The following is a 25,536-nucleotide window of genomic DNA, read 5'->3' as shown; positions in this document are numbered from 1 at the left end:
AACGTGTGCATACGTATGTAATAAGAGGCGGGTCAGCTGTGGTGCTGCGCGGCCTCGGTGCGAGGTGTGGCGAGGGTCCGGAAGGTGTCCATCAGGACCTGCGCCATGTTGTAGAGCACCAACTGCGCGCCCGCCTGCTCGGCGGCCCTGGCACCGGCCGTGTCGGGGACGATGGACACGACCGCGCGGCCCGCGTCGTGCGCTGCCCCGTGAGCCGCGGCGATGAGCCTGTCGAGGGCGTCCTTTCCGGGGAATCCGCAGTCCACGGCCAGGTCGGCCGGGCCGACCAGGATCGCGTCGACGCCTTCGGTCGCGGCGATCCCGGCGGCCGCGGCGCAGGCCCGCGCCGTCTCGATCATCGCCACGACCAGGGTCTCCTCCGCGGCGGCGAGGTGCTCGGCGGCCGTCACCGTACCGAAGCGGCCCGCCCTGCTGTACGTGGCGAAGCCCCGCTCCCCCAGCGGCGGATAGCGGTCCGCCGCCACCGCCCGCCGAGCGTCCGCGGCACTGTCGATGTGCGGATGGATGATGCCGGCGGCACCCAGATCCAGGCAGCGCAGGGCGAGTGCGGGCTCGGCGGTGCCCACGCGGACGAGTACGTCGATGCCCTGGGCGGCAGCCGCGGTGAGGTGGTGCTGAAGCACCGTCATATCGGCCGGGCCGTGCTCGCAGTCGATGACTACGTAGTCGAGGCCGGCGACCCCCGCCATCTCCACCAGCGTCTCCGATGGGAGGCGGAGCAGTGCGCCGTAGAGGCGTTCGCCCGCTGCCAGTCGCCGTTTGAGGGAGCGGCGGCCCGTCGTTGTGGCCGTCACCGTGCCACCATCCCCGCGGAGAGGTCGATGTCGGCCCCGCACAGGCCCGGCATCCGCAGCATCGCCGTCACGGCCGCGCCCACCTCGTCCTCGGTGACCATCCGGCCGAGGGCCGAGCGTGATACGAAGGCGGCCTCGGCCTCCTGGTAACTGCTGCCGGTCCGCGCCGCCTCCAGGCGGAAGTTGCGCTCCATCCGCGGGCCCGAAACGGGGCCGGGAGAGAGGGAGTTCACCGTGACGCCCAGCGGGCCCACTTCGCCCGCCAGTGTGGTGGTGAGGCCGATGACCGCCATCTTGGACGCGCAGTAGGGGGTGCGCCGCAGCAGTGGCCGCTTCCCCGACACCGAGGCGATGTTGATGACGTCGCCCGCGCCCCGCTCCGTCATGGCGGGCAGGAAGGCACGGCACATCAGGAACACACCGCGGACGTTGATGCCGAAGACCTCGTCCCAGTCGTCCGCCGAGATGTCGGTCAGCGGGGCCACCGGCCCGGCGATGCCGGCGTTGTTGACGAGGATCGAGATCTCCTCGTCGGCGAGGCTTTCGGCGAGCGCCGCCACGTCGGAGGGGTCGGACACGTCGCATACCCGGTGGGTGACGTCCGGACCGAGTCGCGTTGCGGTTTCCTTAAGGGTGCGCTCGTTGCGGCCGGTGATCACCACCCGGGCGCCATCGGCGAGCAGGGCACGTGTGATGGCGGCCCCGAGTCCGCTGCCGCCGCCGGTGACGAGTGCGGTACGTCCTCCCAGTGGTGCGGCCACCTCACCAGGGGGCCTGGGAAACTTCAGGGGACGGGGCATGGAGGGTTCTCCTCGGAGGGTGTGGGCTGCGGTGGTCGGGTGCGTTGCGCCGCCGCGAGCAGGTCGCGTACCGCGGCGGAGACGGGACCCGGCTGCTGGATCGGCAGCAGGTGGCCGGCGTCGGGTACCGCGCTCAGCCGGGCGCCCGGCGCGGCCTCGGCGATCGCGCGGTGGAAGTCCGGCGGGCACAGCGCGTCCCGGGTGCCGTACAGGACGGTCGTGGGACAGCGGGCGGTGCGGAGCGCTCCGTGCGCGTCCGTGCGCGTCGCCTGGGCCGCGAGCTGGGCGCGGGCGGCGTCCGGGCCGGTCCTGCGGGCCATGCTCCGGTAGCGGTCGGCCAGGTCGGCGGGCGGTGCGGGCACGTCGTACATGCCGGGCAGCGTCCGCTCGACGACCTCCGCGAACCGGCCCTCGGCGATCAGCTCCCCCATCGCGCGCCAGGCCGCGTACTGCTCGGGGCGAGGGGCGCCCGCGTTGGTCGACATCGCGCAGAATCCCGCGACCCGTTCCGGCGCCCGGCGCAGTACCTCGAAGCCGACGATCGCGCCGAGGCTGAGCCCCACCAGGACGAACGGGCCGCGAACGGCGGACAGCACGTCCCGCGCCTGCTCGCCGATGTCCGCCCGTGTCAGCGCGACGTGGTGGACCGGGTGGCGCACGGGGAACGCGACGTCCGACCACAGGTCCTGGTCGCACAGCATCCCCGGGACCAGCACGAGTGGCAGCGGGCCGGTCGCGCCGTCCGTTGGTATGGCGGCCATCAGCGTCGCGCGGAGCGGGGCAGCAGTGCGTACGGGGCGAGGTAGCCGTTGTGGTCGATGCCCAGCCCGGCGTCGGCCGCGGCCTTGACCACCTCCTCGTCCCACTCCAGGCGTACCCGGCCGTCGCCACCGTTGACGATCAGGAGGTCGCCCTCGGTGTCACCCACGTTCCGCAGGGCGCGCCAGGCGTCCTGGGGAACGGAGAGGATGTCGCGCGGGCCGAGGCGCACCGAGACCGGGTCGGTGCGGTTCAGTGTGACTTCCCAGAGCCCGTCCTTGACGATCAGCGCCTGGGTCTCGCGCTGGCGGTGCGGCGAGACGCCCTGGCCGGGCTCGGCACGCAGCCAGGCGGCGTTGTGTCCGTGCGGGTTGAAGATCCGGGGCTCCTGGTGCGGGTCCTCGGTCATGCCGTACCCGATGACGCAGCTCAGGCGCGCCCCGCCGCCCGGCAGCGTGCTGTCGAGGAAGGGGCGGTCGGACCAGACCAGTTCGTCCGCGGCGGCGATGCGCCGCTTCATCTGCTCGGGGGTGTAGCGGCGCAGCTGGTCGATGTACTCCTGCGCCATCGGCTCGGTGAGCTCGGTGCCCTCGGGGATCTCGTCGCCGGCGACCGTGTCGATGAGTTTGTTGTCGGCAGTGAGGTACAGGCCGTGGCCCTCCGCCTCGCGCAGCACCGAAGGGCCCCAGATGATGCCGCCGGTGTTGTCCATGCCGAGCAGGGTGAACAGCCAGCCGTCGTCCGGGCCGGTGTTGGTGAAGCCGCGGAAGATCCAGGTGGGTACGGAGACCACATCGCCCGCCCGGAGCGGCAGTTCGCCCTCGGTGCCGTCGGCGCCCCAGCGCAGCAGGTACTCGCCCTCGGTGCAGACGAACACCTCGGCGGTGTAGTGCAGATGGAGATTGTTCGTGATGCCGTGCGGCATGGCCGCCGCACCGATCTGGAAGCCGTGCGGCAGGCGGAGGTTGACGTGCTGGCCGGAGGACTGCGAGACGCCGGGGCCGATCATCGCGTAGTTCTCCTTCCGGTCCGAGCCCGGAGTACGGCAGTCGATGAACGCCTGGTTGCAGGAGACGAAATCGCTGCGGCGGATCGTGCGGCGATCCAGTTCCGCGGTGGACACGACGACATCGGACACGGTGACTCCTCACATGCCTGGAATACGTATGCATTGATCTGACAGGCACGGCTCCGGCACTGTCAAGAGGTCGGTCGGGATGGCTTGCAGACGTATGATTCGGGGAGCTGAGTACAGGGGCGTCCGCCCGCCCGAAGGGGTACATACGTATACTCACAGCGTTACGGGGCAGTACGGCGTACCGGGCGAGGGGACGAGGGCAACCGATGACGATCACGAGTCACGACGTGGCGAGACTGGCGGGCGTATCGCAGGCCACGGTGTCGCGCGCGCTCCGTGACGACCACCGGGTGTCGGCGGCCACCCGGGAGAAGGTGCGGCGGGCCGCGCAGGCGCTGAACTACGTTCCCAGCGAGGCCGGACGGACCCTGTCCACCCGCTCGACGCGGCGCATCGGTGTGATCGTCACCGATCTGACGAACCCGTTCTACCCGCACGTCGTCGCCCCGCTGCACGACGAGCTCCAGGCCCTCGGCTACCGGATGATGCTGATCACCGAGCGGTCCGACGAGGCGGTGGCGGGCGAGAATCTCCTGGACCAGTCCCTGGACGGGGTGGTACTGGCCACCGCGACCACCGAGTCACGGCTGCCGGCCCAGCTGGACCGCCGCGGCGTCCCGTATGTATTTCTCAACCGCGACACCGGACAGCCGGGCGACTACGCGTCCGTCGTGGACAACGAAGGCGGCGGCCGGCTGGTGGCCGGCGTCCTCGCGGAGCTGGGACACCGCCGCATCGCCGGCATCTTCGGCTCGCCCAATACGACCACCGGCCGGGACCGCGAGCTCGGCTTCCGGCTGGCGCTGGCCGAGGCGGGGATCGGCCTGCCGGACAGCCGTGTCGTCCGCGGCGCTTTCGAGTACGGCACGGGGTACGAGGCACTCCCCCGGCTGCTGGCCGCCGACGAGCCGCCCACGGCGGTGTTCTGCGGCAACGACGTGGTGGCCATCGGCGTGCTGAACGCGGCCATCGCGGCCGGGCTGCGGGTGCCGGACGACCTGACGGTGATCGGCTTCGACGACCTCCCGATGGCGGACTGGGAGGTGTTCCGGCTGACCACGGTCCGCCACGACCTGCGGGAACTGGCCCGCCAGGCGGCCCGGCTGCTGGTGCGCCGGATCACCGGCGAGGCCGACGCCGCCGGGGAACGCATCGTCCTGCCGACGGAGTTCGTCCCCCGGGCCACGCACGCGCGCCTTACTTGACCGCGGGCACCTCGGGCGCGCATTCCTCGCGCCCCCGCCCGCCGTCTTGTGTGCGCTGCAACCGGAATCCCACCGTGACCAGCACCGCGGCGAGGCCGAACGAGAGCCACAGTTCGAGGCGATGGCCGGGAAGGATGGCCATGAGCAGCAACACTGCCGCGATGAAGACGATCGTCGCCACCGTGAGGTAGGGGAACAGCCACATCCGCACTTCGGTCGTCCCGTGTTGCCGGCGCCGGGTGGCGTACTGCGTGACCGCGATGACCAGGTACATCATCAGTGCGATCGCCCCGCTGGACGCCAGCAGATACGTGAAGATCCTCGGCAGGAGATAGTTGGCGGCCACCGCGACGATGCCGACGACGGTGGACGCGGCGACCGCGTTGCGGGGCACGCCGCCGCGCGAGACGGCGGCGAAGGCCGCCGGGGCGTCCCCGCGCCGGGCCAGGGAGAACGCCATGCGGGAGGCGGTGTAGATCGCCGAGTTCAGGCAGCTGCAGACCGCGATGACGACCACCACGTCCATGATCTGGCGCGCGCCCGGGATGTTCATGCGCTCCAGGACGGCCTGGTACGAGCCGGCGGCCAGGCCGTCGGCGTTCCAGGGCACCAGGCTGACCACGATGAGGATCGAACCGAGGTAGAAGAGGCCGAGGCGCCAGACGACGGCCTTGATGGCCTTCTTGATGTTCTTCTTCGGATCCTCCGACTCCGCGGCGGCGATGGTGACGATCTCGCTGCCCTGGAAACTGAACATCGCGGTGAGCAGGGCGGCGAGGACCGCGATCCCGCCGTTGGGCGCGAAGCCGCCGTTGCTCCAGAGGTGCGACACCCCGCTGGTGCCCGAGCCGGGCAGCAGACCGCACATCGCGAGGACGCCGAGGACGAGGAAGCCCACGATCGCGATGACCTTCAGCAGGGCGAACCAGTACTCGAACTCGCCGTAGTTGCGGACGGCGAGCAGATTGGTGCCGGCCAGTACGGCGATGACCGCGAAGGCGGGAAGCCAGCTCGGCACTCCGGTCATCCCGCCGAGGACCTCGCCCGCGGCGATGGCTTCGATGGGGATGACGAGGACGTAGAACCACCAGTAGAGCCAGCCGATGGAGAAGCCCGCCCAGCGCCCGAGGGCCCGGTCGGCGTAGGTGGAGAAGGAGCCGGTGTCGGGGTGGGCGACGGCCATCTCGCCGAGCATCTGCATGACCAGGACCACCAGTGCGGCGGCGGCCAGGAAGGAGAGGAGTACGGCCGGGCCCGCGGTGGCGACGGCGGTGGACGAACCGACGAACAGTCCGGCTCCGATCACTCCGCCGATGGAGATCATCGTGATCTGGCGGCCTTTGAGCCCCTGGGTGAGACCGCTGCCGGGGCCGCCGGACGTCGGGGGGACGGGTGACTCGTGTGGCATGGGTGGTCCTCGGGAGGTTGTGCGGGCCCCGCCTCCGTGGTTGCCGTGGAGGCGGGGCGGCGAGGTCAGAGCTGGTCGCGCAGGGCCGCGGGGACGGAGTCGAAAGCTTCCGAGCGCCGGCCGATCCTGTCAATGCGCAGGGTGGCGGTGGCTCCGTGCGCTGCCAGGCCCTCGAATGCGGAGATCCGCTCGACGGCGGGGGCCAGCGCGGCCGTGCCGTCCTTGGCGGCCCGCTGGTAGGTCAGGGGCTTGAGGAAGCGGGAGACCGAGAGTCCCGCGTTGTAACGGGAGGTCTTGCCCGTCGGCAGTACGTGGTTGGTACCGGCGATGCCCTTGTCGGAGTAGGCCACCGTGCTCCAGGGGCCCAGGAACAGCGATCCGTAGTTGGTCAGGTTCTGGAGGTAGAAGTCGTCGTCATCGGTCTGGATCTCCAGGTGCTCGGGGCCGAGGACGTCCGCCACCGCGACGGCCTCATCGGCGTTGCGTACGACGATGACGGAGCCGTAGTCGCGCCAGGCGGCGCCGGCGATCTCCCGGGTCGTGAGCGTTTCGAGCTGCCGGTCGACCTCGGCGATGACCTTGCGGCCCAGCTCCTCGGAGGTGGTGATCAGCGCGGCCGGGGAGTTGGGTCCGTGCTCGGCCTGGCCGAGCAGGTCGGCGGCGACCCAGGCCGGGTCGGCGGTGTCATCCGCGATGACGGCCACCTCGGACGGCCCGGCCAGCAGGTCGATGCCGACGCGGCCGAACAGCTGCCGCTTGGCCTCGGTGACGAAGGCGTTGCCGGCGCCGACCAGCATGTCGACGGGGGCCTCGCCGAGCAGCCCGAAGGCCAGCGCGCCGAGCGCCTGCACGCCGCCGACCGCGAAGACCCGGTCGGCCCGGGACAGGTACGCGCCGTACAGCACGGCCGGGTGGGCACCGTGCTCACCGGACGGCGGCGTGCAGGCCAGGACCGCGGGCACACCGGCCGCCTTGGCGACGCCGACGGTCATGAAAGCGCTGGCCAGCAGGGGGAAGCGGCCGGCCGGGAGGTAGGCGCCGACGCGGGTGACCGGGACGTAGCGCTGTCCGCCCTTCACTCCGGGCGCGAGCTCGATCTCGAAGTCGGTGAGGTGCTCGCGCTGGGCGGAGGCGAAGCGGTGCGTCCGCTCGTAACCCATTTCGAGGGCGGTGCGGACGTCGGGCGGCAGTGCGTCGCCGGACTTCTTCAGCTCCTCGGCGCCGATCTCCAGGTCGCCGGACCAGCCGTCGAGCTCTTCGGCGTACGCGCGGACGGCGTCGAGGCCCTTGCGCTCGATGGTGGAGAGCATCTCCGAGACGCGCTCGACGACCTTGGGGTCGCGCTGCGCGGGAGGGCCGTCGACGGCCGGCTTCTTGAGCCACTGGAACGGGGCGAGGGCTTGTGCTTCGTGCTGCGTGATCTGCATGCCAGGGACCGTAGGCGTGCGCCGGCCACAGGACTAGATGAGTGATTCCTGGGCTTCCTACAGGGTTTCCCTATGCCCCTCTCAGAGGGGCGCCCTACGCCTCGTTGTCCTGTGCCTCAGCCGTGGACCTCGGCGTTCAGCTCGCGGATCGTGTCCTCGGCGAGGCGGGCGAGCTCCCGGGTGGCCCGGGACAGCGGGTGCCCCTGGCGCCGGACCAGGGCGATGGTGTCGTACAGCGGCTCGGCGAAGGGCACGGTGTGCAGCCCGGCCGGGAAGCCCGGGCTGTCGATCACCGCGCGGCTGGCGATCGTGTCGCCCACCCCGGCGGCCGCGAGCTTGAGCGCGGCCTCGACCCACTCCAGCTCCATCAGCGGTTCCACCCGCACACCGGCCAGCTGGGCACGCTCGGCGAGCTGCCGCCGGGTCGGGTCCTGCCAGCCGTAGTGGGCGTCGTACAGCACGAGCGGCGCCGCGGCGAAGGCTTCGATGGTCACGGGCGCTGCGGCGCGTTCCGGGTCCGCGGTGACGTAGAAGACCTCGTCCCGCATGAGCGGCCGCACGACCAGTCCCTCGTCGTCGATCGGCAGTACCACCAGCCCGGCCTCGATCTTTCCGGCGGCGACGGCGTGTGCTGTCTCCGCGGAGTTCTGTCCGACGAGGCGTACCTGCACGGCGGGATACCGGGCGTGGAAGGTCTGCGCGAGGTTGGCGAGCAGGTAGTAGTCGGCATTGCGCAGCACACCGAACGTGGCCGTGCCGCCGCCCAGCGACCCGAGGGACCGCACCGCCTTCACTCCGCCGTCCGCCGCCCGCAACGTCTCCTGCGCGTACGGCAACAGCTCCCGCCCGGCCGCGGTGAGGGCGAGCCGGCGGCTGCCACGGACGAACAGTACGGCGTCCAGTTCCTCTTCCAGCCGCCGCACCAACTCCGATACGGAAGCCTGCGCGATCTCCATGGCGGCGGCCGCGGCGGTGAACGAACCCAACCGCTCGGCCTCGACGAACGCCTTCAGCTGATTCAACGTCATGGCGTGACCCGCCCGGTACCTGGGCGGACGGCAGTGCGGCAGGGGTGCGCTCTGAGCATGCGCGGCACTATAGCCGTGGCTTTCCCGGACAGGCGGGGGCCCGGTCGCGGTCGTAAAATTTCTGGTATGGCTGAGCGGTCGGATGCTGCTGCCGCGCCTGAGCTCCTCGTCGAAGCCGGGGGCGGCACCCAGGTACTGAGCCCGCTCCGGACGTACCACGTCGGGCGCGATCCCGCGAGCGAGCTGGTGCTGGACGATGTCAGGGTCTCCTGGCATCACGCGGTGCTGCGGACCACGGACGGCCACTGGGTGGTGGAGGACGAGGAGAGCACCAACGGTACGTACACCGAGGGGCGCCGGGTGCACCAGTCTGACGTGGGGCCCGGCAGTGTGATCCGGTTCGGCAATCCGGCCGATGGCCCGTGCGCGGTGCTCACCGGCATACCGCGACCACCGCGGACCGCCGAGCGGCCGTCCGCCGTCACCGCCGTCCCGTACCCCGCCGCCACCCGTACCTTCCGGCAGCCCAGCGCCGTACGCCCCCTGCCCTCGGCGCGGATCACCCGCATCGGCCGGGCGCCCGACAGCGACCTGGTCGTCGAGGACCTCATCGTTTCGCGTCGGCACGCGGAGTTGCGGGCGGGCCCGGAGGGGTACGAGATCGTCGATCTCGACAGTCACAACGGTACGTATCTCAACGGCCGGCCGGTGACCCGCGCCCCGGTCGTCCCCGGCGACATCATCGGCATCGGTCACTCCGCGTTCGTGCTGGTGGGCGAGGAGCTGCAGGAATTCATCGACACCGGTGAGGTGTCGCTGGACGTGCAGGAGCTGGCCGTACGGGTCGACAAGGGGCGGAAGACACTGCTCGGGCAGGTGTCCTTCCCGGTGGGTGAGAAGACACTGCTGGCGGTGGTCGGGCCGAGCGGTGCGGGAAAGTCAACACTGCTCAACGCGCTGACCGGGCTGCGGCCCGCCGACGAGGGCACGGTGCTGTACGACGGCCGTGATCTGTACCGGGACTACGCCGAGCTGCGGCAGCGCATCGGACTCGTACCGCAGGACGACATCCTGCACTCCCAGCTGACCGTGCGCCGCGCCCTCGGCTACGCCGCGCGGCTGCGCTTTCCCGAGGACACCGCGAAGGCCGAGCGGCAGGCCCGGGTGGACGAGGTCATCCATGAACTGGGGCTGGACCAGCGGCGGAACCAGCCGATCCACTCGCTCTCGGGCGGCCAGCGGAAACGGGTGAGCGTGGCCCTGGAGCTGCTGACCAAGCCGTCGCTGCTGTTCCTCGACGAGCCGACCTCGGGCCTGGATCCGGGCATGGACCGCTCGGTGATGCACATGCTGCGCGGGCTGGCGGACGACGGCCGTACGGTCATCGTCGTCACCCACAGCGTGCTCAGCCTGGACGTCTGCGACCGGCTGCTGGTGCTCGCGCCGGGCGGCACGATCGCGTACTACGGGCCGCCGGAGGACGCCCTGCCCTTCTTCGGATTCGCGCAGTGGCCGGAGGCGTTCGAGGCATTCGAGAACGACACGGACCGGGACTGGGCGGGGCAGTTCGCCGCCTCGCCGGTCCACCGGCGTTATGTGGCGGCGGAAACCCAACAGCCCCGGCGCGTCCCCGAGGCGCCGCGCGGCCCGGTCGACGCGCCCAAGTCGCAGAGCTGGGGCGCGCAGCTGCGGACGCTCGTACGGCGTTACACGGCGGCGCTGACGGCCGACCGTACGTTCCTGGTCATCATGGTCGCGCTGCCGTTCATCATGGGGGCGATGGCGCACGCCCTGGCGGGCTCCGCGCTCACCCGGGACTCGGCGCTCAACGCACTGCTGATCCTGTGTGTCGGCGCGGTGCTGACGGGCGCCGCCAACGCGGTGCGCGAACTGGTCAAGGAACGCACGATCTACCAGCGGGAGAGAGCCGTCGGCCTGTCCAGATCGGCGTATCTGATGTCCAAGGTGCTGGTGCTGGGGACCATCACGGTCGTCCAGGCGGTGGTGCTGACCATGGTGGCACTGTTCGGCGTCGAGCTGAACGCACCGGACGGAAATGGGGTGTTGCTGCCACCACTCGCCGAAATCACTCTGGCTGTCGCCCTGTTGGCCTTCACCGCGATGATGCTCGGCCTGTTCGTGTCGGCGCTCGTGCGGAAGGAGGAGGTCACCATGCCGCTGCTGGTCCTCCTCGCGATCGTGCAGGTCGTCTTCTGCGGTGCGCTGCTCAAACTGCAGGGCGTGGCGGTGCTGGAGCAGCTGGCGTGGCTGGTGCCGTCGCGGTGGGCGCTGGGCGCCATGGCGGGCACCATCGATCTGCACCGGATCGTGCCGCAGGGCATCACCGACGATCCGCTGTTCCGGCACCAGGCGGGGATCTGGCTGCTCGACATGGGCATGATGATCGTGCTCTCGCTCGTCCTCGGATTCCTGGTGGCCAAGCTGCTGCGGCGGCGCGAGCCCGAGATCATGCGCAAGTAGCCCGTACGGGAGCAGCCCTGTCCCGTACGGAGCGCCGAGGAGCCGCCTGTGACCGTCCCCGACTTCCACCCCAGCCACGTCGTCCCGCCCGACGGCATGACGACCTGGTCGGCGCCGGACGCCGCGTGGCCGGGTGTGCGGCTCGATCCCCTGCTGCCCGTCCAGGTCGTCGAACGGCGGGGCGACTGGGCGCTGGCGTTGTGTTCCAACGGCTGGTCGGCGTGGGTGGACGGGCGGCTGCTGCTGCCGGTACCGCACGGCCCGCCGGCCGCCGGGCAGGCCGCCGCCAGGACAGCGGATCCCCGGCCGTTGCTGGGCGCGGTCGCCGGTGACCTGAGCCGTTACCGGGAGCTGGTGGAGGAGCTGAGCGCCGGCCGGCTGGACGGTGAGTCGTTCGCGGAGCGGACCCGGGGGATGCGGATGGGGATGGTCGTGGACGGCGAGGCGATGTGGCTGTACGACGCGCGGCACGAGCGGTGGTGTTACTGCGACGGGGGGACGCTGGAGACGTACGCGGTGGAGCGGGGGCCGTCGGAGGGGGCGTCGGCGTACGGGGAGGTTGAGCCGTGAGCGTTTCCGGGGCCGGGACCGGGCTGCGCGGGCGCCGTGTCGCCGGGTATCTGCTGGAGGACGAGCTCGGCCGGGGCGGCATGGCGGTCGTCTACCGGGCGCAGGACCTGCGGCTCGGCCGTACGGTCGCGGTGAAGCTGCTGGCGCCCGAGCTGGCGCGCAACGACACCTTCCGGCAGCGCTTCGCGCACGAGTCGAGGGTGGCCGCGGCGATCGACCACCCGCACATCGTGCCGGTCTTCGAGGCGGGCGAGACCGACGGGATGCTCTACATCGCCATGCGGTACGTCGAGGGGCGCGACCTGCGGGCCCTGCTCGACCGCGACGGCAGGCTGCCACTGGAGACCGCCTGCCGCATCGCCCTTCAGGTGGCCTCCGCGCTGGACGCCGCCCATGCGCACGATCTGGTGCACCGGGACGTCAAGCCGGGCAACATCCTGGTGGCCGACGGCACCGACAGCGACCACCCGGAGCATGTGTATCTCACCGACTTCGGGCTGACGAAGAAGTCGCTGTCGCTCACGGGCTTCACCCGCGTCGGGCAGTTCGTGGGCACCCTGGACTATGTGGCGCCCGAGCAGATCTCGGGCCGCCCGGTGGACGGCCGCTGCGATGTGTACAGCCTGGCCTGCGTCGTCTTCGAGATGCTGACCGGGGCACCGCCGTTCCGGCGCGATGACGACATGGCGCTGCTCTGGGCACATCAGTACGATGCCGCGCCGCCGCTGACGAGCCTGCGGCCCGACCTTCCGCCGGCCGTCGACGCGGTACTGGCCGCCGCCCTGGCCAAGGCGCCCGGCGACCGCTACGACACCTGCCGCGGTTTCGTGACGGCACTGCGCACGGCTGGCCGGACCGCGGCACCTGCCGCGCCCTCGGCTCAGGACCACGCCGCGACGCGGGTGGACTCGCGCGCGGAGGCGTACGGCCGGCTGCCGCGATACACGGCTCCGCCCCCGCCACCGGACTGGGCCGCACCGGTGTTTCCGGGGCGCGGGGGCTGAGTTCGGCCTTACGGGGGCGGGGACGCGGCCTGGTCGCGTGGGCGTGCGTCGCGTGCGTCGCCGGGATGTTGTACGTACCGCGCCAGCAGGCTGCCGAGGAAGCCGGTGACCAGGCCCCAGACGGCGCCGGCGGCGACCAGCCGGAGGAGCACCGGCCGCAGGGTGACCTCACCGCCGAGCCCGCCACCCAGATCCCCCATGCCCAGGAGGGAGATCCCGTAGTGCGCGGAGATCCGGGTGAGCAGTCCGACGACGAGCATGGTGAGCGCCAGGGCCGCGGCCATCTCCAGCGCGTGCCGCCAGGCCGGCAGCCGGGCCGGGGACCGTACCGCCGCGGTGAAGGCGGCGGCGAGCAGCACCACGGCCGCCACGGCGACGAGCAGCCAGGCGCGCCCGTCGTGCTCCGCGACCGCGCCGAGGTCCAGGGTCCGTTGCCCGCCGCGGGTGCGCAGTACCTCGTCGAGTACCCGCGGCATCGGCAGTCCGATCGCTTTGTCGACATGCCCCACCCAAGCGCCGCCGATGCCCACGCCCAGCGCCGTCCAGACGAGGTTCGGCAGCCCGAGGAACAGGACGGCGACGGTCTCGGCGGGATGTCCGCGGGTGCAGAGCACGATCACGCCGACGACCAGCCCGATCGCCGCGTACGCGAGCAGCACCAGCAGCATCGCGAACGCGGGCGGCCGTACGGAGCGCTGGAAGTGCAGCAGCCGCGAGGAGAGCGGGGCCTTGCGCGACACGATGAAGGTGAGGGCGAGGACGGCCAGCACCCACAGCAGCCCGAAGCCGAGCGTCGCGGGTACGTCGGCCCGGAATTCGACGGTGGGGAGCGCGCCGAGCTCGGCTCCGATCTCCTCGGCGAGGTCGTTGCCGGTGGAGATCCGGAAGCTGTGCCGCGCGAGCAGGGCGAGGATCAGCAGGAACAGCAGCCAGCACGCGGCCGTACGGGCGATGCGGTCGAGCAGTTCGCCGGTGGTGGCCACCGCACGGTGGCGCAGTGGGAGCAGGAAGACGGCGGCCGTCACCAGCGCGCCGGCCAGCGTCACCGACAGCGGTACGGCATCGATGGCGGCGGCCGCCTGCGCGAGGACGCCGGAGTCGCCGGAGAGCTCGACCGAGCCGCCGGCCGCGATGACGACGACGGCCGCGACCACTCGGGGGAACGCCCCGCCGGGCAGGTCCGCCGCGCCCGCCGCCCACAGTCCGAGCGCGGCGACCACGATCATGGCCACGATGCCCGCGCCCGCCGCGGCGAGCGCCTCTCGCATCCGGCTCACGCTGTCTCCTCACTCCTCGCCCCGCACTCGTCGGCCCTCACCCTCGGCTACCGCGTTCACCACGGTATGTACGGGCGCGCCGCCCCGCTTGCGGACGGCGCCGGGCACGAGCACACAATGGCGTAAAGAGGGAATAAACGGGTGAATTCGGATCGCCGGATGGTCCACGCGGCCGACGCCGGACATGCGCCCGACATGCAGGGGAAGAAGGCCGACCCGTGACATCGCAACCACCGCCCGAAGGCCGCCCGACCGGCCCGCCGTCGGGTCCGCCCTCGGGTCCGCCGTCAGGTCCGCTCTCCGGGCCGTCGTCAGAACCGGCGTCGGGGCCGGCGTCCGGCCCCTCCCCCGGACCGTCGTCAGGACCGTCCGCGGGTACGCCTTCGGGGCCCGATCACGAGCCGACACGGGTCGACTCCGGCGCCGGCTCCGGCTCCGGCACCGGCACCGGCACCGGGCAGGGGCCGGGCGGGCCCGGTGGCGGTGGCTCCGGCGAGGGCTCCGGTGGTGGCTCCGGCGAAGGCCCCGGCGATGGCGCCGGCCGTGGTGCGGGCGGTGCCGCCGCCCCGGGGCCAGGCCGCGGCAAGCCCTGGTGGCGGTCCTCGTCACGCGTCGCGCTCATCACGGCCGTGCTCGTCGCGGCCGTGGCCCTGACCGTCTTCCTCACCCGTCCGGACAGCGGTACCGGCTCGGGTGAGGTCTTCCTCCAGCCCGCAGCCGCCGAGGGCAAGGACCCCTTCACCGAGTCGAGCGCCAAGGACTCCACCGCGCCCGCCTCGCCGAGCGCGACACCGACCGCGCCGTCCGGTGACACGGGCGGCACGGCCGGCGTCGCGGGCTCGGCGCCGGGCCTGTACGGCGGCAGCCGCTCCACACCGAGCTGTGATGTCGAGAAACAGATCGGCTTCCTGCGGCGAGAGCCCGCCAAGGCCAAGGCGTTCGCCGACACGGAGGGCATCGCACAGCGCCAAGTACCGTCCTACTTGCGGTCGTTGACCCCCGTACAGCTGCGCAAGGACACCCGCGTCACCAACCACGGCTTCAAGGACGGCAAGGCCACCGCCTACCAGTCGGTCCTCCAGGCGGGCACGGCCGTACTGGTCGACTCGCACGGCGTGCCGCGGGTGCGCTGCGCCTGCGGAAACCCACTGCTGCCGCCGGTGGCCGTCAAGGAGACACCGAAGCCGGTCGGCAAGCCCTGGCCCGCGTACCGGCACTCGGACGTGGTGGCGGTGCAGCAGTCGGCCACCACGGTCAACGTCTTCATCCTCGTCGACCTGGACACGGGAGCCTGGTTCAAGCGCGCCGCGGGCGATGAGACGGGCCGGACGGACACCCCGACCACTGCGCCGTCCTCCCGAACGCCCTCCGACTCCCCGTCCTCGACCTGCCCTCCCAGCGAGCCCCCGTCCTCGGTGTGCCCGTCCTCCGAATCGACGTCCACCTCCCCGTCGTCGACGTCCCCCTCCACGCCCAGCGAGCCGCCGACTCCCTCCGCGCCGCCGGACACCTCAACGCCCGACTCCCCCAGCCCGCCTCCGGAAGAGCCCGGCAACACCCCGGAACTCCCGCCACCGGGCACGTAAAGCCCGGCAGGGCGACGCGGCAACGGCCGTAGGTGCCAACATCGTCCGGCCATAATTCCGCCGCGGAAAGGCCACGCATCTCTCGGTGGATTACTCCGTACGAGTGTGTTCGGAGGCGGGGGGGTGCGGCCTGCCCGCTGTTCGGCAGGCTGAGGGCGGACACATTCGGGGTGGCCCCGCGGGTGCCGACGAGGTGCTTTTCGGGTTTGTCGAGGGTGGCGGGGGCTTTGCGCGCGACGGATGACATCATGACCGCGGGCCGCTTGCGGTCAGGGCATGGCGGGCCGCAACGAACTCGATCGCGGCTGTCATCACAATTCCGGAGTGTGGGTACGCGGTTGGCAACGGTCTTGCTCAGGGCAAGTGGGACCTTATACTCAACGCCTTCGACAACATGGTGAAACGCCGTCGCCGCGGAACTGCTTCCGGCGAAGCTCCTGACCGGCATTGCCGTGGAGGGCCAGCGAGCCCAGAACCACACAAGTACATCGAGCGTCCGGCAGAGAAACCGATAACTGGCCGGCCGAAGCAGAAAGGCATCACATGACCACTACCGTCAGCGCACCGGGCAGCATCGCCGCCACAACGGACCTGCTGCAGGCCGAACTTCCCCGGCTGGAGGCGCAGCAGCAGACCCTGGAAAAGGAGCTGGCCGCCGTCACCACCCGGCTGGATTCCGTGCGCACCGCCCTGAACGCACTGCAGGCGCTGTCCACCACGCAGACCGCGGAGCAGCCCGCTGAGCAGGCTCCCGAGGCGGACGCCGCCCCCGCACCGGCCTCCGGTGCGGCCGTATCCGAGGCCGCTCCCGCGGCCGTTGAGCCGACGAGCGAAGCAACTCCCGAAGCGGTGCGGGCGCCCGAGGCGGACGCCGCCCCGGCTCCCGTTGTGCCCAAGCCCCGCAAGGCGCCCGCCGGTGCCACCCGCAAGAGCGCGGCGAAGTCGACCGCCGCGGCGGAGCGGAAGAGCCGCACCGCCGGCAAGTCCACTGCCGCGGCCAAGAACGGCAAGGTGAAGACGGACAAGGCCAAGGCCGACAAGACCGAGAAGAACACCGCGGCGAAGAGCACGGCCGCGAAGAGCACCACGGCGAAGACCGCGTCGGCGAAGAGCACGGTGGCCGAGGGCAAGGCCGCTCAGGGCAAGGCGGCGAAGGAGACCACCCCCGCCGCAACGGCCAAGGACAGCAGCGGACTCACCGACCAGGTCCTCAAGGCACTCACGGAGATCGGCAGCGCCCCTGTCCGGGCGCGGGATGTCGCCGAGGCCGTGGGCCGCGCCGAGAGCACGGCCGGTATCAACACCGTGCGCAGCACCCTGGACCGGCTGGTCGCCTCCTCCCGGGCCCAGCGGGCCGGCCGCGGCCTGTACCAGGCTGCCACCGCCTGATCGACCGTACGGGCCGACGAGCAGCGCATGGAGCGGGGCGGTGGCCCCGGTCCCGACTCGCTCCAGCGCTGCCGGCCTGCCACATCACAGCCGCGGCAACACTCGTCCCCATCGCAACGGCCTCGTTCTCACTCCAGCCCCGTGATCTGGGTGCGCGAGGTGAGGCCGAGTTTGTTCAGGATGTGTTCCACGTGGGCGTCGGCCGTGCGTTTGGAGACGACGAGGCGTTCCGCGATCTGCCGGTTGGTCAGGCCCTCGGCGACCAGCGCGGCCACCTGGCGTTCGCGGTTGGTGAGGCCGGGCGGGCGGGCGGTGGTGCGGTCCGGGGCCGGCAGGGCCGCGGCGGTGCCGGGTGCGGACTGCGGCGTGGGCGGGGCCGGAAGCGTGCCGGCCGGAGCCGCCGTGTTGCAGGCCGTCGGGATGCCGGGCGCGGGCTTGGGGAGGGCGTCGGTGTCCTGCACCGCGTACGTGACGGACTCGGAGAGTTCGAGTGCCCCGCCGCGGGCGTGATGTTCGGCGTAGGCGGCGTCGCCCAGTGCTGTGCGCACCGCGGTGACGGCGGTGTCGTGTTCCGCGTTGAGGATCGGTACGTTGAACAGCCGCGCGCCGCCGATCCTGGTCCAGAACGACTCGGCGGCACCCAGCAGCCACGCCGCGCGTTCGAAGCGTTGCGACCGGGCGGCGGACCAGGCCAGCAGTTCCATGGTGATCGCCGCGCCCAGGCCGTCGTTCACGGCCAGCTTCAGGGTCAGTGCCTCGCGGCCCAGCCGGTCGCGTTCCTCGGCCCGGGAGTCCTCGCGCGCCATCCACAGCGCCAGCTGCCGGTACAGCAGGCAGTAACTGCGGGTCCAGCACTCGCCGGGGGCCGACTCCAGCGCCCGCAGCCCCTCCCCGGACACCTCCCAGGCGCGCTCGACGTCGCCGACGAGTGCCGCGCCGAAGGTCTGGATGAAACAGGTGATGGCCAGCCCGTCGTGGTCGCGCAGCGCGCGGAAGGCGCGGCGGGCCTCGTCGAGGTCGCGGTGCGCCTCGGCCGGCCGCGCGCGGAACAGCGCCAGACAGCCGCGGAACTCGATCGCGTACGCCGCACCGCGCCGGTCGTCGATCCGTTCGGCCATGGCCAGCGATTCCAGGACGTACGGCTCGGAGGCGTCGCGCTGCCCGAGGACCATCAGGATCCAAGCGAGGCGGTGCAGTGCCTCGACGCGCTCGGGGCAGTCGTGCTTCACGTTGGCGAGGGCGCGCTCGAGCCAGCGGGCGCCCTCCTGCATCCGGCCCGTCATGATCCAGTGTGTCCAGAGCCGGGTGGCCAGGTCCAGGCCGCGCAACGCCAGTTCGGGGTCGTCGGTGCTGGTGCCGTACTCCATGGCGATACGGAAGTTCTGCAGCCAGCGCGCCAGGGCCCGTAGGTGCTCCGCCTGCCGGTCACTGTGGAACGGGCGGTCGGCGCGCTCGGCGCACGCCGCGAAGTAATCGAAATGCGCCCGGCGGTACGCTTCCTCCTCGCCAATCTGGGTCAGCCGCTCGGCACCGTACTCGCGCAGGGTGTCCAGCAGCCGGTAGCACGCGTGCTCCGCTTCGATGCGCAGTACCACCGACTTGTCGACCAGCCCGATCAGCTGCTCCAGCACGTCCTCGGCGGGCAGCTCACCGCCACCGCACACCGCCTCGGCGGCCTCCGCGTCGAATTCCCCGGCGAACACCGACAGCCGCCGCCACAGCACCTGTTCCTGCGGGGTGCACAGATCGTGGCTCCAGTCGATGGCGTCCCGCAGGGTCCGGTGCCGGGGCACCGCACCGCGACGGCCGCCGGTCAGCGCCTGGAACCGGTGTTCCAGGCGGGCGGCCAGGTCGTTGAGCGGGAGCACCCGCAGCCGTACGACGGCCAGTTCGATCGCCAGCGGCATTCCGTCCAGCCGGCGGCAGACGGAGGTGACGTCCTTGCGGTTGGCGTCGGTGACGGCGAAGCCCGGTACGACGGCGGCGGCCCGCTCGGCGAACAGCTGCACCGCCTCGCGGTCGGTGGGCAGCGGCGTGATCGGGTAGACGAACTCGCCCGGCACGTCCAGTGGTTGGCGGCTGGTGGCCAGCACCGTGACACCGGGCGCCATCCGCAGCATCAGATCGGCGAGCATCGCACAGGCGTCCAGCAAGTGCTCGCACGTGTCCAGGACGAGCAGCAGCCGCTTGGCGGCGAGGTAGGAGACGAGGAGGCCCACCGGGTCACGGTCCCCCTGCTCGGACAGGCCCAGCGCGGCCGCTACGGTGTGCGGCAGCAGCACCGGGTCGCGCAGGGACGACAGCTCGACGAAGCAGGCGCGGTCGGGGAAGGACGGCAGCGCGGTACGGGCGGTGCGCAGCGCGAGCCGCGTCTTGCCGACTCCCCCCGGGCCGATGAGCGACACCAGCCGGGCCTTGTCGAACAGCGCGCCGATCTCCCGCAGTTCCTGGTCACGCCCGACGAACCCCGTGACTTCCAGGGGCAGTCCGCATGCCTGCTCCTTGACATAACCCAAGGTCATATGGAGTACGCCCCTCCGCCTGCCGTGCGCCCGAGAGTGGGGACTCCTACGCTACGCGGGACAGCACGGCCCGCGATGCGGTTCTGCGCAGTTCGTGTCCGGTCACGAGTCGCCGAGCAGCCAGGTCAGACAGCGCTGCAGGAACTCCCTTTCCTCTCCGAGCCGGTTCAGCCACTGCCGGCCGTGCGCCCGAGTGGACCACGGCATCCTGTACGTGCTGTACGTGGTGCCGTGCGGCTCCTGCGGCAGGATCAGCGCCCGCCGGTCCAGGCCGGCGAAGGCCGATACCAACCCCTCCGAAGGCAGCCGCTCGTCGGCGCACACCTCCAGCGCGTCCCGCAGCCCGAAGGGACCGGGAAATACGGTGCAGCGCGCCCAGAGCAACTGCTCCGCGGGCGTGCACAACTGATGTGTGCTGAGAAGCGAGTCGCGGAGTGTGCGCTGGCGCGCGGGCAGGCCGGGGATGGTCAGGTCGAGGAGGGTGTCCGCCCGGGAGACCAGGGTGAGGATCTCGTTGGGCGAGTGGCGGGCGAGCTGGCCCGCCGCGATGTGGACGGCGAGCGGCAGACCGTCCAGGTACGAGCAGATGTACTCGACCGTCTCGGGGGCCGGTGCGTCGGCGAGTTCCCACTGCCGGCCGCTCGCCTCGAACAGGCGGGCGGCTTCCTCCAGCGGGAGCGGGTGCAGCCGGTAGTGGCCGGCGGTGTCCATGGGGGTACGGCTGGTGGCCAGTACGCGCAGGCCGGGGCACGCGGCCACCAGCCCGGTCAGGATCTCGGCGCAGGCATCGGCCACGTACTCACAGGTGTCCACCACCAGCAGCGCCGGGGCGCCGCCGAGCGCGTCGGCCAGCGCCTCGGCGGTGCCCCGGTCCGGGAGGCCCTCCCGGCCCAGGGCGCGGGCCAGCCGCTGCGGCAGCTGCTCGGGACCGTCCAGCCGGGCCAGGTCCACCCGCCCCACGGCCTGCCACTGTCCGGGCAGCAGGCGGTGGGCCAGCTCCGCGACGAGCGCGGTCTTGCCCACTCCCCCGGGCCCGCTCACGGTGACCAGCCGTTCGGCCCGCAGCACCTCCGCCACCTCCGACAACGCCCGGTCCCGGCCGACCAGGCCGGCGGGCCCGCGGTCCCTCTCCCCCTGCATGAGCTGCCTCCAGCCGTACGCGTCCGATCCGCGAGCGCGACCAATGTGCAGCAAGGGGCCCTGAGTAGGCATCGGTCATGGGCCGATATCGGTATACCTCAGTACACCGAGGTGCCCCCTTTACGTGCCGCGGGCAACAGCCCGGCGGCGGCGATCACGCCGATCAGCGCGTGCAGGAACGCACTTCGGAACGGGTGGCGGCGATACCCATGGGGGAGCATGGCGACGCCGATGGGGTCTCGTGCGGGGGCGGGCTGATCGTTATGCTGCGCCGCGAACGCTCAAACGCACACAGGGGGGCTCAGCGACATGCGGGAACCGGTCGATCGCAGGCGGCAGCGGATCTTGGGTGTGGTGCGGTCGCGCGGTGCGGTCCGCGTCGGCGATCTCGCCTCCGAGCTGGAGGTTTCGGTGGTCACCGTGCGCCGGGACGTCGAGGAGCTGGCCCGCGCGGGGCAGCTGCGGCGCGGGCACGGAGTGGTGCGTTCGATCGTGCCGGTCGAAGAGGCGGGGGCGGCGGGGGCCGCGGCCGGAGCGCCGGGTGCGCGGCCGGGCGAGGACGGCGCCCCGATAGGGCTGGTGGTGCCCGAGCGGCACTCGTACCTCTTCGAGACCCTGCACGGCGCGCGTACGGTGCTGGAGGAGGCCGGGATGCGGATCGCGCTGCACATCGCGCCCGCCGTGTCCGGTGGCGAACGCCCCATGGTGGAGCAGGCGTTGGCGAGCGGCGTGCAGGGCCTGCTGATCGCGCCGCGCTGGCGCGGGCTGGGCGCCGAGGAGGCGGACTACGGCTGGCTCGCCTCGCTCGGCGTACCGACCGTACTGATGGAGCGCCGCCCGCGGCCCGGCAGCGCGCTGCACGCGCTCGACTCGGTCTGTTCCGACCACTGGTACGGCGTCCATCTGGCCGTCGAGCACCTGATCTCGCTGGGGCACCGGCGGATCGTCCTGGGCGCCCGGGACGACAGCCCCACGGCGCGGGCGGTACGCGCGGCGTTCGCCGCGATCGCGGCGGAGCGGCCGGAGGTCGAGGACTGGGCCGTGACGCTGAGTTCGCCGACGGCCGTGCCGGAGCCCGCGGAACGGTCCCGAGCGGAGTCCGCCTCGCCGTCCGCCTCGGAGTCCGCGTCGGAGTCCGCGGAGGAGCCGAAGCCCGACGTCCTGGACCTCATCCGCTCCCGAGGTGCCACCGCCGCCGTGCTGCACGGTGACGTGGACGCGTTGATGCTGGTCCAGCGGTTCCAGGAGGCCGGGATACGGGTGCCGGAGGACTTCTCCGTGGTGGCGTACGACGATGTCGTCGCGGCGCTGGGCAGCACTCCGCTGACCGCGGTGGCGCCGCCCAAGACGGAGGTGGGACGGGCGGCGGCCGAGCTGCTGCTGCACCGGCTGCGGCGGCCCGCCGGGGAGCGCGCCGCACCCGTACGGCGTATCGAGCTGCTGCCGGATCTGCAGGTCCGCGGTTCGACCGGACCGGTGAACGGGCCGGAGAGCGGGCCGGAGAGCCGCGCTGGTGAGTGACCGTCAGGGGCCGTCCCGCCCGCACCTCGTGAGCGTTTGATCGTTTCATTTTCTTCTGATCGGTCTATTGACCGGGTTATGTGGGACCGATCACTATTCCCGTGTCCCGAACGAGCCGCGGGAGGCTTGCATGCCCGGTCGACACAGTCGTCGCTCCGTGCTCGCTGCGCTCGCCGCCCTGTCCCTGCCCGGTGTGAGCGCCTGCACCGGCAGCAGCGGCGGCAGACAGCCGCGCACCACCGGTACGAACACCGGTAAGAACACCGGCAAGAACATCGGCAAGGGCACCACCCGCATCACCTTCTGGTCCGCCCTGCGCGGCAGCCAGGAGGTGGTGACGGAGTTCAACCGCACGCACGACCACATCCAGGTGGACTTCCAGCAGGTGCCGTCCGGCGCGCTGGGCGGCTACGCCAAGCTGAGCAACGCCGCCCGCGCCGGCAACGCGCCGGACGTCGCCACCATCGAGTACCCCCAGGTCCCCGGCTTCGCCATCGACGGCGTCGCCCGCGACATCACCGATCTCGTCGACGACGGCCTGCGCGGCAGGCTGCTGCCGCAGGCCCTCGAACTGACCACCTTCGACCGCCGGGTCTTCAGCGTCCCGCTGGACATCGAGCCGATGGTGCTGCATTACCGCAAGGACCTCTTCCGGGAGTACGGCATCGACGTCCCGGCCACCTGGGACGAGTTCGAGGAGGCCGCGCTGGTGGTGCGGAAGCGCGCACCGGACCGCCATCTGTCGCTGTTCCCCACCGACGGCATGACGCAGTTCGCCGCGTTCTCCTGGCAGGCGGGCGCCCGCTGGTTCGACACCTCCAAGGGCGCCTGGAACGTCTCGATGGCCGACGCGCCGACCCGGCGGGTGGCACGCTACTGGCAGCGGCTGGCGGACCAGGACCTGGTCGCCAGGTTCGCCACCGACGGCAATCGCTTCCCCGCCGCGATCGGGCAGGGCACGATCCTCAGCCGGCTGCACGGCGCCTGGGACGCGGGCGCGCAGATGAACGCCCATCCTGGGCAGGCGGGCAAGTGGGCGGTCGCACCGCTCCCCCAGTGGGACACCCGGCGGCCGGTGAGCGCCACCCACGGCGGGTCCACGTTCGCCGTCACCAAGGACTGCCGCCACCCCGAAGCCGCGATGGAGTTCATCAGCTGGCAGGTCAGCCATCCCGACGCGCTGCGCGCCCGGCTGGCCAGCGGTACCAGCAGCCAGTTCCCCGCCGCGCCCGGCCTCATCGAGGTGGGCCGCAAGGCATTCGACCGCCGCTACTACTCGGGCCAGGACATCTACGCGCTCTTCCGCGAGCAGGCCGAGCTCATAGACGACCGGTGGACGTGGGGGCCGCGGATGACGGCGACGCAGAAAGTCATGCAGGACGGGTTCGCCCGTGCCGCCGGCGGCCAGGGCACGATCATCGACGCCGTACGCGAGGCGCAGCGCGGCACCCTGCCCGACCTGAAGGCCCTCGGCCTGTCCACCACCGAACGCAGCAGCTGAGTGACCGTCAGAGTCGTGTCCGAGAGGTATCGGAGAGTCATTCAGAGAGGCAGGTGACACCATGACCACGACCACAACCGGCACGGACACCGTCGCGCTCCCGACCCGGACCGCTCCCCGCTCGTCCGCCGCGCAGCGGCACGGGGCCCGCAGGCGCCGGCTCGGCGCGTGCGGCGTGCTGATGACGCCGTTCTTCGTCCTGCTCGTGACGGTCTTCCTCATCCCCGTCGGTACCGCCGTGTGGCTGAGCTTCTTCGGCGCCGACCAGCCGGGACTCGGGTTCGGCCCGGAGCGGACCGTCTTCGTCGGACTGCGCAGTTACGCGGCGGTCCTCACCGACCCGACCTTCCTCGGCGGCCTCGGCACGGTCGCCGCGTACTGCCTGGTCTACATCCCGCTGATGGTGGTGTGCGCCCTGGCGCTCGCCCTGCTGCTGGACTCGGGCGTGGTGCGGCTGCGGGCCTGGGCGCAGCTGGCGCTGTTCCTGCCGCACGCCGTGCCCGGCATCATCGCCGCGATCATCTGGCTGTACCTCTACACGCCCGGCATCAGCCCCGTGATCGAGCTGCTGGGCCAGGCGGACATCACCGTCGACTTCCTGGGCGTCCACACGGTCCTGCCCTCGATCGTGAACATCGCGGTGTGGAGCAACCTCGGCTACAACACCATCATCTTCTACGCCGCGCTGCAGGCCGTCCCGCGCGAGGTGATCGAAGCCTCGGTGGTCGACGGCGCGGGGCCGGTGCGCACCGCGTTGCAGGTCAAGACGCCGCTGGTGCGTTCCTCGGTAGTGATGGTCGCGATGTTCACACTGATCTGGGGTCTGCAGCTGTTCACGGAGCCGATGCTGCTCGGCCAGCAGACCCCGATGATCAACTCGCGCTTCACCCCGAGCATGTACATCTACGACGCCGCCTTCAACCGCAACAACTACAGCCTGGCGGCGGCCGCCTCGGTGATCCTGCTCCTCTTCACCATCGCCCTGTCCTACGGCGTGACCCGCTGGACGAACCGGTCCGACGAGAAAACGGAGGCCGCCCGATGAGTACCACCTCCACGGCCCTGCGCCCCCGGCTGCTCGGCCGGACCGCCGTCAACGCCGTCGTCGGCGTGTGCGTGCTGTACACCCTGCTGCCCGTCCTGTGGCTGGTGCTGGCCGCCACCAAGAACCGCGACGCGCTCTTCAGCAGCGATCTGCTGTCGCTCGGCGACTTCTCCTTCTTCGCCAATCTGGGCGAGCTGTTCTCGATGGACGGCGGGCTGTTCGGCCGGTGGTACGGCAACAGCCTGCTGTACGCGGTGGTGGGCGCGGCGCTCGGCGCGCTCATCAGCGTCGCCTGCGGTTACGCCTTCGACAAGTACGCCTTCCGGCACAAGGAGAAGCTCTTCGGCGTGGTGCTGGCCGCGGTGATGGTGCCGCAGACGGTGCTCGCGCTGCCCCTGTACCTGATGGCGTCCGGGGTCGGGCTGGTCAACACCTTCTGGGCGGTCTTCCTGCCCGTCCTCTTCAACCCCTTCGGCGTCTACCTCGGCCGGATCTTCAGCCAGGGTTATGTACCCGACGAGGTGCTGGAGGCGGCCCGCATCGACGGCGCGGGCGAACTGGCCACGTACTTCCGGGTCGCGTTGCGGATGCTCGGGCCGGGGCTGGTGACCGTCTTCCTCTTCCAGCTCACCGCGATCTGGAACAACTTCTTCCTGCCGATGGTGATGCTGTCCGACCAGGAGCTGTACCCCGTGAGCCTGGGGCTGTACACGTGGAACAGCTCGGCGACCGTCTCGCCCGAGTACTACCCCGTCGTCGTCATGGGCTCGCTGCTCGCGGTGCTGCCCCTCATCCTCGCCTTCATGCTGCTGCAGCGCTTCTGGCGCTCGGGGCTGACGGCGGGGGCGGTGAAGTAGCCACTCGTACAGCGCAGCGGGGAAGTAACCACTCGTACGAGAAGTGACACGCGTACGACAAGT

Annotated in this window: 20 protein-coding genes; 10 read left to right on the top strand and 10 right to left on the bottom strand. The window is 71.5% G+C overall.

Translation table 11 applies throughout. The annotated features are described in order from the left end of the window. Nucleotides 1-32 precede the first annotated feature (32 nt). Genes ACIGXO_RS31285 through ACIGXO_RS31270 form a run of 4 tightly spaced genes read right to left on the bottom strand, consistent with a single transcriptional unit; the run spans nucleotide 33 to nucleotide 3,512 of the window. Nucleotides 33-815 (bottom strand): HpcH/HpaI aldolase/citrate lyase family protein, encoded by a 783-nt coding sequence (locus ACIGXO_RS31285; RefSeq protein WP_399793590.1) that lies wholly within the window; start codon nucleotides 813-815, stop codon nucleotides 33-35. Further along, nucleotides 812-1,615 carry an SDR family NAD(P)-dependent oxidoreductase gene (locus tag ACIGXO_RS31280; protein WP_399793588.1) on the bottom strand — a complete coding sequence of 268 codons (804 nt, stop codon included), beginning with the start codon at nucleotides 1,613-1,615 and terminating at the stop codon, nucleotides 812-814. The genes ACIGXO_RS31285 and ACIGXO_RS31280 overlap by 4 nt, the downstream gene beginning before the upstream one ends. After that, nucleotides 1,600-2,376, bottom strand: a complete 777-nt coding sequence (locus ACIGXO_RS31275; protein ID WP_399793586.1) for an alpha/beta fold hydrolase — start codon at nucleotides 2,374-2,376, stop codon at nucleotides 1,600-1,602. The genes ACIGXO_RS31280 and ACIGXO_RS31275 overlap by 16 nt, the downstream gene beginning before the upstream one ends. Beyond that, nucleotides 2,376-3,512: a cupin domain-containing protein gene (locus tag ACIGXO_RS31270; protein ID WP_399793584.1), complete on the bottom strand. Its 1,137-nt coding sequence runs from the start codon at nucleotides 3,510-3,512 to the stop codon at nucleotides 2,376-2,378. The genes ACIGXO_RS31275 and ACIGXO_RS31270 overlap by 1 nt, the downstream gene beginning before the upstream one ends. A 206-nt stretch (nucleotides 3,513-3,718) precedes the next feature. Here ACIGXO_RS31270 and ACIGXO_RS31265 point away from each other — a divergent pair, with 206 nt between their 5' ends. Continuing rightward, complete coding sequence (locus tag ACIGXO_RS31265) at nucleotides 3,719-4,717, top strand: LacI family DNA-binding transcriptional regulator (RefSeq protein ID WP_399793582.1); 999 nt, start codon at nucleotides 3,719-3,721, stop codon at nucleotides 4,715-4,717. Here ACIGXO_RS31265 and ACIGXO_RS31260 read toward each other — a convergent pair. The 3 genes from ACIGXO_RS31260 to ACIGXO_RS31250 all read right to left on the bottom strand — a co-directional run bounded on the left by ACIGXO_RS31260 (nucleotide 4,710) and on the right by ACIGXO_RS31250 (nucleotide 8,580). Beyond that, nucleotides 4,710-6,125 (bottom strand): amino acid permease, encoded by a 1,416-nt coding sequence (locus tag ACIGXO_RS31260; RefSeq protein WP_399793580.1) that lies wholly within the window; start codon nucleotides 6,123-6,125, stop codon nucleotides 4,710-4,712. The genes ACIGXO_RS31265 and ACIGXO_RS31260 overlap by 8 nt on opposite strands. A gap of 65 nt (nucleotides 6,126-6,190) precedes the next feature. Next, a complete protein-coding gene (gene hisD / locus ACIGXO_RS31255) occupies nucleotides 6,191-7,552 on the bottom strand; it encodes a histidinol dehydrogenase (RefSeq protein WP_399793578.1) in 1,362 nt (453 codons plus the stop codon). Nucleotides 7,553-7,668: 116 nt separating this feature from the next. Then, the gene (locus ACIGXO_RS31250; protein ID WP_399793576.1) at nucleotides 7,669-8,580 is read right to left on the bottom strand and encodes a LysR family transcriptional regulator; all 912 of its coding nucleotides are present in this window, start codon (nucleotides 8,578-8,580) and stop codon (nucleotides 7,669-7,671) included. A 126-nt stretch (nucleotides 8,581-8,706) separates the two neighbouring features. Here ACIGXO_RS31250 and ACIGXO_RS31245 point away from each other — a divergent pair, with 126 nt between their 5' ends. Genes ACIGXO_RS31245 through ACIGXO_RS31235 form a run of 3 tightly spaced genes read left to right on the top strand, consistent with a single transcriptional unit; the run spans nucleotide 8,707 to nucleotide 12,635 of the window. Further along, nucleotides 8,707-11,061 carry an ATP-binding cassette domain-containing protein gene (locus ACIGXO_RS31245; protein WP_399793574.1) on the top strand — a complete coding sequence of 785 codons (2,355 nt, stop codon included), beginning with the start codon at nucleotides 8,707-8,709 and terminating at the stop codon, nucleotides 11,059-11,061. 48 nt (nucleotides 11,062-11,109) lie between these two features. After that, nucleotides 11,110-11,631: a hypothetical protein gene (locus ACIGXO_RS31240; protein WP_399793572.1), complete on the top strand. Its 522-nt coding sequence runs from the start codon at nucleotides 11,110-11,112 to the stop codon at nucleotides 11,629-11,631. Beyond that, nucleotides 11,628-12,635 carry a serine/threonine-protein kinase gene (locus tag ACIGXO_RS31235; protein ID WP_399793570.1) on the top strand — a complete coding sequence of 336 codons (1,008 nt, stop codon included), beginning with the start codon at nucleotides 11,628-11,630 and terminating at the stop codon, nucleotides 12,633-12,635. The genes ACIGXO_RS31240 and ACIGXO_RS31235 overlap by 4 nt, the downstream gene beginning before the upstream one ends. An 8-nt stretch (nucleotides 12,636-12,643) precedes the next feature. Here ACIGXO_RS31235 and ACIGXO_RS31230 read toward each other — a convergent pair whose 3' ends face one another. Next, nucleotides 12,644-13,903 (bottom strand): streptophobe family protein, encoded by a 1,260-nt coding sequence (locus ACIGXO_RS31230; RefSeq protein WP_399793738.1) that lies wholly within the window; start codon nucleotides 13,901-13,903, stop codon nucleotides 12,644-12,646. Nucleotides 13,904-14,541: 638 nt separating this feature from the next. On the opposite strand from ACIGXO_RS31230, the gene ACIGXO_RS31225 reads away from it, so the two are divergent. Together ACIGXO_RS31225 and ACIGXO_RS31220 are read left to right on the top strand one after the other, a co-directional pair. Beyond that, nucleotides 14,542-15,498: a DUF6777 domain-containing protein gene (locus tag ACIGXO_RS31225; protein WP_399793568.1), complete on the top strand. Its 957-nt coding sequence runs from the start codon at nucleotides 14,542-14,544 to the stop codon at nucleotides 15,496-15,498. 543 nt (nucleotides 15,499-16,041) lie between these two features. Next, nucleotides 16,042-16,887: a prephenate dehydrogenase gene (locus ACIGXO_RS31220; RefSeq protein ID WP_399793566.1), complete on the top strand. Its 846-nt coding sequence runs from the start codon at nucleotides 16,042-16,044 to the stop codon at nucleotides 16,885-16,887. 128 nt (nucleotides 16,888-17,015) lie between these two features. Here the strand turns inward: ACIGXO_RS31220 and ACIGXO_RS31215 are convergent, their stop codons facing one another. Then, the gene (locus ACIGXO_RS31215) at nucleotides 17,016-19,409 is read right to left on the bottom strand and encodes an ATP-binding protein (RefSeq protein WP_399793564.1); all 2,394 of its coding nucleotides are present in this window, start codon (nucleotides 19,407-19,409) and stop codon (nucleotides 17,016-17,018) included. 102 nt (nucleotides 19,410-19,511) lie between these two features. Further along, complete coding sequence (locus ACIGXO_RS31210; RefSeq protein ID WP_399793562.1) at nucleotides 19,512-20,549, bottom strand: ATP-binding protein; 1,038 nt, start codon at nucleotides 20,547-20,549, stop codon at nucleotides 19,512-19,514. 309 nt (nucleotides 20,550-20,858) lie between these two features. On the opposite strand from ACIGXO_RS31210, the gene ACIGXO_RS31205 reads away from it, so the two are divergent. The 4 genes from ACIGXO_RS31205 to ACIGXO_RS31190 all read left to right on the top strand — a co-directional run bounded on the left by ACIGXO_RS31205 (nucleotide 20,859) and on the right by ACIGXO_RS31190 (nucleotide 25,473). Beyond that, the gene (locus ACIGXO_RS31205) at nucleotides 20,859-22,070 is read left to right on the top strand and encodes a substrate-binding domain-containing protein (RefSeq protein WP_399793560.1); all 1,212 of its coding nucleotides are present in this window, start codon (nucleotides 20,859-20,861) and stop codon (nucleotides 22,068-22,070) included. 130 nt (nucleotides 22,071-22,200) lie between these two features. Continuing rightward, entirely contained in the window at nucleotides 22,201-23,571 is a 1,371-nt protein-coding gene (locus tag ACIGXO_RS31200; RefSeq protein ID WP_399793558.1) for an extracellular solute-binding protein, read from the top strand. A 61-nt stretch (nucleotides 23,572-23,632) separates the two neighbouring features. Then, on the top strand, nucleotides 23,633-24,616 hold the full coding sequence (locus ACIGXO_RS31195; RefSeq protein ID WP_399793555.1) for a carbohydrate ABC transporter permease: 984 nt from the start codon (nucleotides 23,633-23,635) through the stop codon (nucleotides 24,614-24,616). Then, the gene (locus tag ACIGXO_RS31190; RefSeq protein ID WP_399793553.1) at nucleotides 24,613-25,473 is read left to right on the top strand and encodes a carbohydrate ABC transporter permease; all 861 of its coding nucleotides are present in this window, start codon (nucleotides 24,613-24,615) and stop codon (nucleotides 25,471-25,473) included. Before ACIGXO_RS31195 ends, ACIGXO_RS31190 begins: the two co-directional genes overlap by 4 nt. The last annotated feature ends 63 nt before the right edge of the window (nucleotides 25,474-25,536 follow it).

The organism is Streptomyces sp. NPDC053542 (assembly GCF_044544685.1).
GTDB lineage: Bacteria > Actinomycetota > Actinomycetes > Streptomycetales > Streptomycetaceae > Streptomyces.
The sequence above is the reverse complement of the archived record's forward strand: the minus strand, read 5'-3'. Positions and strand labels throughout refer to the sequence as shown.

Excerpts from the sequence above, each read along its gene's own strand:
- ACIGXO_RS31215 (WP_399793564.1), bottom strand. The coding sequence starts at position 19,409 with ATGACCTTGGGTTATGTCAAGGAGCAGGCATGCGGACTGCCCCTGGAA.
- ACIGXO_RS31220 (WP_399793566.1), top strand. The coding sequence starts at position 16,042 with ATGACCACTACCGTCAGCGCACCGGGCAGCATCGCCGCCACAACGGAC.
- ACIGXO_RS31195 (WP_399793555.1), top strand. The coding sequence starts at position 23,633 with ATGACCACGACCACAACCGGCACGGACACCGTCGCGCTCCCGACCCGG.
- ACIGXO_RS31245 (WP_399793574.1), top strand. The coding sequence starts at position 8,707 with ATGGCTGAGCGGTCGGATGCTGCTGCCGCGCCTGAGCTCCTCGTCGAA.
- ACIGXO_RS31250 (WP_399793576.1), bottom strand. The coding sequence starts at position 8,580 with ATGACGTTGAATCAGCTGAAGGCGTTCGTCGAGGCCGAGCGGTTGGGT.
- ACIGXO_RS31200 (WP_399793558.1), top strand. The coding sequence starts at position 22,201 with ATGCCCGGTCGACACAGTCGTCGCTCCGTGCTCGCTGCGCTCGCCGCC.
- ACIGXO_RS31210 (WP_399793562.1), bottom strand. The coding sequence starts at position 20,549 with ATGCAGGGGGAGAGGGACCGCGGGCCCGCCGGCCTGGTCGGCCGGGAC.
- ACIGXO_RS31265 (WP_399793582.1), top strand. The coding sequence starts at position 3,719 with ATGACGATCACGAGTCACGACGTGGCGAGACTGGCGGGCGTATCGCAG.
- hisD (WP_399793578.1), bottom strand. The coding sequence starts at position 7,552 with ATGCAGATCACGCAGCACGAAGCACAAGCCCTCGCCCCGTTCCAGTGG.
- ACIGXO_RS31190 (WP_399793553.1), top strand. The coding sequence starts at position 24,613 with ATGAGTACCACCTCCACGGCCCTGCGCCCCCGGCTGCTCGGCCGGACC.
- ACIGXO_RS31205 (WP_399793560.1), top strand. The coding sequence starts at position 20,859 with ATGCGGGAACCGGTCGATCGCAGGCGGCAGCGGATCTTGGGTGTGGTG.
- ACIGXO_RS31275 (WP_399793586.1), bottom strand. The coding sequence starts at position 2,376 with ATGGCCGCCATACCAACGGACGGCGCGACCGGCCCGCTGCCACTCGTG.
- ACIGXO_RS31280 (WP_399793588.1), bottom strand. The coding sequence starts at position 1,615 with ATGCCCCGTCCCCTGAAGTTTCCCAGGCCCCCTGGTGAGGTGGCCGCA.
- ACIGXO_RS31230 (WP_399793738.1), bottom strand. The coding sequence starts at position 13,903 with ATGCGAGAGGCGCTCGCCGCGGCGGGCGCGGGCATCGTGGCCATGATC.
- ACIGXO_RS31260 (WP_399793580.1), bottom strand. The coding sequence starts at position 6,125 with ATGCCACACGAGTCACCCGTCCCCCCGACGTCCGGCGGCCCCGGCAGC.